Genomic DNA, 6,654 nt, shown 5'->3' with positions numbered 1-6,654 from the left:
GCGGCCCGCTGCTGGTGGTCACGGGGGAGAAGGACCACATCGTCCCGTTCGCCCTGAGCAACGCCGCCTACCAGCAGCAGAAGAAGAACCCCCACCACGTCACCGAGCTGACGCCGCTGGGGCCGGCGCCTCGTCGAGCAGCACCAGGCCCATGACGATCGTCAACGGCGGCACCAGGTAGGTCGTGACGCCGAGCGACGAGGCGCTCATGTGCCGCAGCGCGTAGGCGTAGGTGGTGAACGCGAGCGCGGTCGGGAAGACGCCGAGGTAGACCAGCCACCAGGTCGAGGAGGCGGGGGCCTCGCGCACCTGGCCGATCAGCTCGCCCGCCCACGGGAGGCAGGCGACGGCGCCGACCGAGCAGGCGAGCCAGGTGACGTGGACGGCCGAGAGGCGGGCGACCAGGGGCTTCTGCAGCACCAGGCTGATCGAGTACGCCAGGGCCGCGGCGAGGACGAGGGCGACGCCCAGCAGGTCGCGGGCGCTGCCGCCGTCGCCGGAGGTGGAGAGCCCGATCAGGGCCACCCCCGCGAAGGCGAGCAGCAGCCCCGCGGCCAGGGCCGGCGTGAACCGCTCGCCGAGGAAGGTCGCGGCCAGGACGGCGATCAGGATCGGCGAGACCTGGATCAGCATCGCCGCGGTGCCCGCGTCGACCCGGTGCTCGCCGGCGTTGAGCGCGACGTTGTAGAACCCGAACCAGAGCAGGCCGATCACGACGATGGAGCGCCACTGCCGCGCCGTCGGGCGGGGGACGCCCCGGCGCAGCGCGACCGCGCCGAGCACGGTGGCGCCGACCAGCAGGCGGCCCAGCGAGAGCGCGCCGGGGGAGAAGTCGTCGGCGAGGTGCCGGATCGCGACGAACGCCGAGGACCAGAACACCAGCGTGGTCGCGACGGCGGCGAGGGGGAGGAAGGAGCGGTGCTGCACGGGACGACGCTACGGCGTCGCACCGACGGACTTCACGCGGGTTTCGGTCGCGGCACGGTGGGCCGCGTCGTACCGCTGGTCACTGTGGTCACGGCGGACAGGGGTTCCTGTCACTTGTCAGCCGTTGCACTGCCTGTCAAGCGTCGGAATCACCGGTCGACCGGTGATTCCGACGCCCGACCTCACACGTCGAGCTTGTACCCCAGCCCGCGCACGGTCACCAGGTACTTCGGCTCGCTCGGCTCCGGCTCGAGCTTCGCGCGCAGGCGCTTCACGTGCACGTCGAGCGTCTTGGTGTCGCCGACGTAGTCCGATCCCCACACCCGGTCGATCAGCTGACCGCGGGTGAGCACCCGGCCCGGGTTGCGCAGGAACATCTCCAGCAGCTCGAACTCCTTGAGCGGGAGCCGCTGCTCGGTGCCGTCGACGGTCACCACGTGGCGCTCGACGTCCATCCGGACCGGACCCGCCTCGAGGGTGTCCGGCGTCAGGTCCGCCTCGTGCCCGCGGCGCATCACAGCGCGGATCCGGGCGACCAGCTCGCGCGGGGAGTACGGCTTGGTGACGTAGTCGTCGGCGCCCAGCTCGAGGCCGACCACCTTGTCCACCTCGTCGTCCTTGGCGCTGACCATGATCACCGGAACGTTCGAGCTCTGCCGGATCGTGCGGCACACCTCGGTGCCGGGGATCCCCGGCAGCATCAGGTCCAGCAGGACGATGTCGGCGCCGTTGCGGTCGAACTCGGTCAGTGCCGTGTTGCCGTCCGCCGCGATCGCGACCTCGAAGCCTTCCTTGCGGAGCATGTAGGCGAGCGCGTCGCTGTAGCTCTCTTCGTCCTCGACCACCAGTACCCGGGTCACGGGCGTTCCTCCTGATTCGGGTGTGACGCGACGGGCTCTTCCGGTCGCGTCGGGGCGAGGGGCGCGGGCGCCCCATCGTCGTACACCGGGTGCTGGGGGAGGGTCAGGGTGAATGTCGAACCCTGTCCCTCCACCGACCACACCCGGACCTCTCCGCCGTGGGTGGCGGCGACGTGCTTGACGATCGACAGGCCCAGTCCGGTCCCGCCGGTCGAGCGGTGCCGGGCCGGGTCGACCCGGTAGAACCGCTCGAAGATGCGGTCGATCTCGCCGTCGGGGATGCCGATCCCCTGATCGATGACGGAGATCTCCACGTGGTCCTCGACCAGGCGCCGACTGACCAGCACCCGGCTGCGCGGGTCCGAGTAGTGCACCGCGTTGGCGACCAGGTTCGCCACGGCGGCGGTCACCTGGTCCTCCTTGCCGAGGATCTTCAGCCCCTCGGCGCCCTCGGTGAGCAGCGTGATCTCCTTGGCGTCGGCCTCCATCGCGCTGGTGTCGATGGCGGTCGCGATCACGTCGTCGATCGAGACCGGCATCGGCGACGCGACGGGCTCGTCGCCCTGAAGCCGGGAGAGCTCGATGATCTGCTGGACCAGCTTGGCGAGCCGGTCGCTCTCGGTCTGCATCCGGGACGCGAACCGGTGCACCGCCTCGGGGTCGTCGGCGGCGTCCTGGACGGCCTCCGCGAGCAGGTGGATCGCCCCGACCGGGGTCTTCAGCTCGTGGCTGACGTTGGCGACGAAGTCGCGGCGGACGGCCTCGACGCGGCGCTCGCGGGTGCGGTCCTCGACCAGCGCCAGCACCAGCCGGGGCCCCAGCGGCGCGACCCGGACGCTGACGGTCCGCTCGGGGCCGTGCGGTCGGTGCAGCGTCAGCTCGGTGTCGCGGATCTGGCCGTCGCGGCGTACGGCGCGGACCATCGTGCCGAGGTCGTCGGAGACCAGGGCCCGGCCGCGCACCACGCCCATCGCGTACGCCGGCGCGGAGGCCTTGACCACCACGTCGTTCTCGTCGACGACGACCGCGCTGCTGCGCAGCACCGAGAGCACCGCGGCGACGCCGGAGGGCACCAGCGGCGCCTCCGGTGGCGGCATCCGGTGCTGCTGGCGGTCGCTGAGGTGCCAGGCCAGCATCGCGCAGCTGGCCACGAGCGCGCCGAGGACAGCGGCCAGGAAGGCCTGCGTCGACGAGTCCACGTCACGATCGTACGGGGAGGCGCAGGTGAGCCCCTGAATCCGCCCGGGCGACGTTCGCGATGTTCACCGCCCGTTCACCGGCGTCCAACGATGTGTCACCTGGGCATCTCATGGCGCCTACATAGGCTAGGGGGCATGCGGGAGGCATTTGACGAACAGCTCGACTCGGTCTTCGCGGACCTGTCGATGATGAGCAAGCGGGTCCAGACGGCGGTCGAGCGCGCCACGCTGGCGCTGACCACGGGCGACCCCGTCGTCGCCGAGCAGGTGATCAGCGACGACATCGAGATCGACCGGATGCGCGAGCAGGTCGAGGAGACCGCCTTCAGCCTGCTGTCGCTCCAGCAGCCGGTGGCCGGCGACCTGCGCACCCTGGTGGGCGCGCTGCGCATGGTCGCCGAGCTGGAGCGGATGGGCGACCTGTCGGTGCACGTCGCCAAGGTCGCGCGGCTGCGGGTGCCCGACCTCGCCGTGCCGGAGGAGCTGCGGCCGACCATCCAGCGGATGGCCGAGGTCGCCCAGGACATGGTCGAGCGGGTCAGCGACATCATCATCACCCGCGACGTGGAGTCGGCGATCGCGCTGGGCCGCGACGACGAGGAGATGGACCAGCTGCGGCGGGCCAGCTTCGGCATCCTGCTCGGCGACGACTGGAGCCACGGCGTCGAGGCGGCGGTCGACATCGCGCTGCTGGGGCGGTACTACGAGCGGATCGCCGACCACGCCGTGTCGATCGCGAACCGCGTGATCTTCGTGGTCACCGGCCACAACCCGACCGCCGTCACCTGACCCGGGCACGAGAAGCGACGAGTCGGCAGAAGCCGGCCTGACAACGCCGCGAGTCGGCACGAACTGACGGTCAGTTCGTGCCGACTCGGTGATGTCGGCGTCAGCGGCCCTGGTTCGCCACGGCCGCGGCGGCCGCGGCAGCGGCCTCCGGGTCGAGGTAGGTGCCACCCGGGACGACCGGGGCCAGCGTGCTCTCGTCCAGCTCGTAGACCAGGGGCATCCCGGTGGGGATGTTGAGGCCGGCAATGTCGTCGTCGCTGATCCCGTCCAGGTGCTTCACGATCGCCCGCAGGCTGTTGCCGTGGGCGGCGATCAGCACCGTGTGGCCGGCGCGCAGGTCCGGGACGATCGCGGACTCCCAGTAGGGGAGCATCCGTGCGATGACGTCCTTGAGGCACTCGCTGCGCGGCATCTCGTCGTCGAGGCCGGCGTACCGCGGGTCGCCCACCTGCGAGAACTCGTCGTCGTCGGCCAGCGGCGGCGGGGGCGTGTCGAAGGAGCGCCGCCAGAGCATGAACTGCTCCTCGCCGAACTCCGCCAGCGTCTGCTTCTTGTCCTTGCCCTGGAGGGCGCCGTAGTGGCGCTCGTTGAGGCGCCAGGACCGGCGCACCGGGATCCAGTGCCGGTCGGCGGCGTCGAGCGCGAGCGCGGCGGTGTTGATCGCCCGCCGCTGCAGCGAGGTGTGCACGACGTCGGGGAGGACGTCGGCCTCCTTCAGCAGCTCACCGCCGTGGACGGCCTCGTCGCGGCCCTTCTCCGTGAGGGCCACGTCGACCCAGCCGGTGAAGAGGTTCTTGGCGTTCCACTCCGACTCACCGTGCCGGAGAAGGATCAGGGAGTAGGTCATCAGTGGCCCTCCTCGTGGGGCTCCTGCTCGCACTCGTAGGCGGCCGTCCCGCTGACGGCCTCGGTCTCCTCGGCGTGCTCGGTCTCGTCGCCGTGCTCGGCGTCCTCGGCGTCGGTCTCCTCGGCGTCGGTCTCCTCGGAGCCGGCGGGGGCCACCTCGATGTCGGCGTACTGGAAGCACGGCTTGACGACCGGCACCCGCAGCTCGACGGCCTCGCCGGTGCTGAAGCCGAGCTCGAGGGTGACCACATCGCCCGCGATGAAGTCGCCGGTCAGGGGGATCGGGGTGGTCTCGGAGTCGGCCAGGTTGACCCCGCGGCGGCCGTCGACCTCGACGGGCTCGAAGTCGCCGGCGGTGACGGCGCCGGACGGGTCCGTCACCGAGTCCAGGCTGGCGGTCTCGACGTCGTTGTTGGCCAGCGCGCCGATCAGGCGGCCCGACCCCTCGGCGTCGGAGAGGACGCGGATGCCGAGCGCGTCGACGGTGGCGTCCCGGTCGGTGGCGCCGGCCGCGATGTCGTTGACCCGGTCGGTCGGGTAGTCGAAGCCGCACGCGGAGAGCGAGGCCGGAAGGGCCAGGAGCAGTGCGGCGATCGCGGTCGGACGTCGGTGAAGCATGTCGGCAGGCCTCCGCTGCAGGTATGTCCTCCGGTCGTCCGGGTGCGGACGTCGGTGGTGTGTTCGGGCGGCCCACACTCTAGCGGGCGCGCGCGTACGGCGGCCTACTGGTCCGGCGCCGCGCTGGTCGGCGCTGCCGCCGCCCGGTCAGCGGGTCAGGCCGTCGCGGGCGCCGAAGACGAGGAGCAGCACCACGACCACGGCGAGGTAGGCCGAGGTGAGGGCGAGCACCCGGGAGGCGCCGAGCCGGAGCCCCAGCCTGAGCGGCAGGTAGGTCCAGCCGTCCTCGTGGTCGGCGACCAGGCCCCACACGGCGAGCGCGAAGTGCACGCCCACGCCGAGCAGCGCGGCGAGGACGACGATCGAGGGCTGCGGGGCCGAGCCGACCGCCTGGCCGCCCCAGCCGCCGTACGACAGGTAGGCGGGCAGCATCGCGAACGAGACCGCCCAGGACCAGAACGACAGCGGGCCGGTGCGGAGCACCAGGTTGCCGAGCATGCCGACGGCGACCGAGGCGAGGTAGATGCAGCCGGCCGTCACGCCGGTGGTGATCGCCAGCGGCACGAGCAGCAGGGTGGCGACGATGATCGCGTACCACGCGGTGCCCGCCAGGAGGCGGCCGTCGGCGAGCGGCTTGCCGGGCGTGTGGTGGCGCTCGTCGCGGCGCTGGTCGGTGATGTCGTTGTGCCAGCCGAGGATCGTCTGACCGACCAGCACGGTGGCCACGATGACGCCGGCCTCGCGGGCGGGCCGGCCCGCGATGACGGCGGCCAGGCCCATGGCGAGGGCGGTCGCGACCGCCTGCTTGAGGTGCGCGGCCTGCAGCAGGGTGACGCCGACCCACTCCCTCGGGGAGGTGGTGGCGAACCAGCCGAGCCGGCTCCGCCGGTAGGCGGCCGGCACCGGGGCGTCGCCGCGGGTCGGCCGGCGCGGGGCGCCGTCCGGCTCAGCGGTTCCCGCGTCGGGCTCCTCGTCGGGCTCCTCGTCGAGGACGGCGGTCGGGGCCAGCCCCGCCTGGGCCTGCTCCTCGGCGGCGAAGTCGCGGCGGCTGACCGAGACGGCCTCCAGGTAGGCCGCGACGTCGGTGATGTTGGTGATGTCGGTCGTCGGTGCGCCGGCGTCGGACGGACCTCCGGCCGGGGCGCCGTCATGCGCCTCGGTCGGGTCCTCGTCCGGGCCCGAGCCCTCACCGGCAGTGCGGCCGCGACGCCAGCGCTGCGTGTTCCCCATGGGGCCAGTATTGACCACCGGGGAGCGAGGTGTGGGAAGTACGGCGGAAGCCGGGCCGGGCGGAGGGCCCTACGGGCCCTGGTCGCCGGGGTGGGCCCGTGTGCGGCCGTGCACCCTGTCACACGAAATGGTGGCGCTCGGCACATTTCAACACGTTTCGAACGTGTTTCCGGCCACTCCGCAAC

At 72.2% G+C, this 6,654-nt stretch carries 7 protein-coding genes; 1 reads left to right on the top strand and 6 read right to left on the bottom strand.

What is annotated here, in order from left to right:
- Positions 1-99: 99 nt before the first annotated feature.
- The 3 genes from ABLM29_RS18770 to ABLM29_RS18760 form a co-directional block, all read right to left on the bottom strand.
- Positions 100-927 carry a DMT family transporter gene (locus ABLM29_RS18770; RefSeq protein WP_349716060.1) on the bottom strand — a complete coding sequence of 276 codons (828 nt, stop codon included), beginning with the start codon at positions 925-927 and terminating at the stop codon, positions 100-102.
- A gap of 182 nt (positions 928-1,109) precedes the next feature.
- The gene (locus ABLM29_RS18765; protein WP_349716059.1) at positions 1,110-1,787 is read right to left on the bottom strand and encodes a response regulator; all 678 of its coding nucleotides are present in this window, start codon (positions 1,785-1,787) and stop codon (positions 1,110-1,112) included.
- Entirely contained in the window at positions 1,784-2,986 is a 1,203-nt protein-coding gene (locus ABLM29_RS18760) for a sensor histidine kinase (RefSeq protein ID WP_349716058.1), read from the bottom strand. Before ABLM29_RS18760 ends, ABLM29_RS18765 begins: the two co-directional genes overlap by 4 nt.
- Positions 2,987-3,121: 135 nt before the next feature.
- On the opposite strand from ABLM29_RS18760, the gene phoU reads away from it, so the two are divergent.
- On the top strand, positions 3,122-3,775 hold the full coding sequence (gene phoU, locus ABLM29_RS18755) for a phosphate signaling complex protein PhoU (protein ID WP_349716057.1): 654 nt from the start codon (positions 3,122-3,124) through the stop codon (positions 3,773-3,775).
- A gap of 100 nt (positions 3,776-3,875) precedes the next feature.
- Here phoU and ABLM29_RS18750 read toward each other — a convergent pair whose 3' ends face one another.
- The 3 genes from ABLM29_RS18750 to ABLM29_RS18740 all read right to left on the bottom strand — a co-directional run bounded on the left by ABLM29_RS18750 (position 3,876) and on the right by ABLM29_RS18740 (position 6,469).
- Positions 3,876-4,622: a phosphoglyceromutase gene (locus ABLM29_RS18750; RefSeq protein ID WP_349716056.1), complete on the bottom strand. Its 747-nt coding sequence runs from the start codon at positions 4,620-4,622 to the stop codon at positions 3,876-3,878.
- On the bottom strand, positions 4,622-5,239 hold the full coding sequence (locus ABLM29_RS18745; RefSeq protein WP_349716055.1) for a hypothetical protein: 618 nt from the start codon (positions 5,237-5,239) through the stop codon (positions 4,622-4,624). The genes ABLM29_RS18750 and ABLM29_RS18745 overlap by 1 nt, the downstream gene beginning before the upstream one ends.
- A gap of 147 nt (positions 5,240-5,386) precedes the next feature.
- Entirely contained in the window at positions 5,387-6,469 is a 1,083-nt protein-coding gene (locus ABLM29_RS18740; protein WP_349716054.1) for a UbiA family prenyltransferase, read from the bottom strand.
- Between the last annotated feature and the right edge of the window lie 185 nt (positions 6,470-6,654).

This window comes from Nocardioides sp. YIM 152588, assembly GCF_040191335.1.
In the GTDB taxonomy this organism is placed as follows: domain Bacteria; phylum Actinomycetota; class Actinomycetes; order Propionibacteriales; family Nocardioidaceae; genus Nocardioides.
The sequence above is the reverse complement of the archived record's forward strand: the minus strand, read 5'-3'. Positions and strand labels throughout refer to the sequence as shown.

Coding starts and splice junctions, on each gene's coding strand:
- ABLM29_RS18740 (WP_349716054.1), bottom strand. CDS start 6,469: ATGGGGAACACGCAGCGCTGGCGTCGCGGCCGCACTGCCGGTGAGGGC.
- ABLM29_RS18750 (WP_349716056.1), bottom strand. CDS start 4,622: ATGACCTACTCCCTGATCCTTCTCCGGCACGGTGAGTCGGAGTGGAAC.
- ABLM29_RS18745 (WP_349716055.1), bottom strand. CDS start 5,239: ATGCTTCACCGACGTCCGACCGCGATCGCCGCACTGCTCCTGGCCCTT.
- phoU (WP_349716057.1), top strand. CDS start 3,122: ATGCGGGAGGCATTTGACGAACAGCTCGACTCGGTCTTCGCGGACCTG.